1 protein-coding gene is annotated in these 1077 nt (G+C 51.3%); it reads left to right on the plus strand.

Annotated elements, in window-relative coordinates:
- A protein-coding gene (locus tag G6Q48_RS21930) for an IS3 family transposase (protein ID WP_166268410.1) occupies positions 1–1069 on the plus strand; the annotation gives its coding sequence in 2 pieces (ribosomal slippage) (positions 1–150 and positions 150–1069; 1070 coding nt annotated over the 2 pieces). This gene is flagged as partial in the annotation.
- Positions 1070–1077: the final 8 nt, after the last annotated feature.

Consider the following 1077-nt stretch of genomic DNA (forward strand, 5'->3'; position numbering starts at 1 on the left):
TCGGGCTTTCCACCTTGACGCGGTGGGTAAAGCAATTACGGGACGAACGGGCAGGCAAAACACCGAAAGCATCCCCTATCACGCCGGAACAAATTGAGATACGTGAGCTGAAGAAAAAAATTCAACGTATTGAAATGGAAAACGAAATATTAAAAAAGGCTACCGCGCTCTTGATGTCAGACTCCCTGAACAGGTCTCGGTGATCGGGAAACTCAGAGCGCATTATCCTGTGGCCACTCTTTGCTGCGTGTTCGGAGTTCACCGCAGCAGCTATAGATACCGGGAAAACCGGCCTGACAATCCGGACGGCAGGAGAGCCGTATTACGTAGTCAGGTTCAGGAGCTGCACGGCCTCAGTCATGGCTCAGCAGGTGCAAGAAGTATCGCTGTAATGGCAACACACAGGGGCTTCCGGATGGGACGATGGCTTGCCGGACGGCTAATGAAGGAGATGGGGCTGGTGAGCTGTCAGCAGCCTGTTCACCGGTATAAACGTGGCGGTCATGAACACATTGCTATCCCGAACCACCTTGAGCGACAGTTCGCAGTGACAGAGCCCAATCAGGTATGGTGCGGCGACGTAACGTATATCTGGACCGGTAAACGCTGGGCATACCTGGCCGTTGTACTCGACCTGTTCGCAAGGAAACCCGTGGGCTGGGCAATGTCATTTTCTCCGGACAGCAAACTGACAACCAAAGCGCTGAAAATGGCATGGGAAATACGAAATAAGCCATCCGGGCTCATGTTCCACAGTGATCAGGGTAGCCACTATACAAGCAGGCAGTTCCGACAGTTACTGTGGCGATACCGGATAAAACAAAGTATGAGTAGGCGTGGTAACTGCTGGGATAACAGCCCGATGGAGCGCTTCTTCAGAAGTCTGAAAAATGAGTGGGTGCCGGTGACCGGCTACATCAGCTTCAGTGAAGCAGCCCATGCAATAACGGATTATATCGTCGGGTATTACAGCGAAGTCAGGCCGCATGAATATAACGGTGGATTACCACCAAACGAATCAGAAAACCAATACCGGAAAAACTCTAAAACCGTGGCCAATTTTAGTTGACCACTACA

The organism is Providencia sp. M-27, assembly GCF_011077905.1.
Lineage (GTDB): Bacteria > Pseudomonadota > Gammaproteobacteria > Enterobacterales > Enterobacteriaceae > Providencia > Providencia huaxiensis.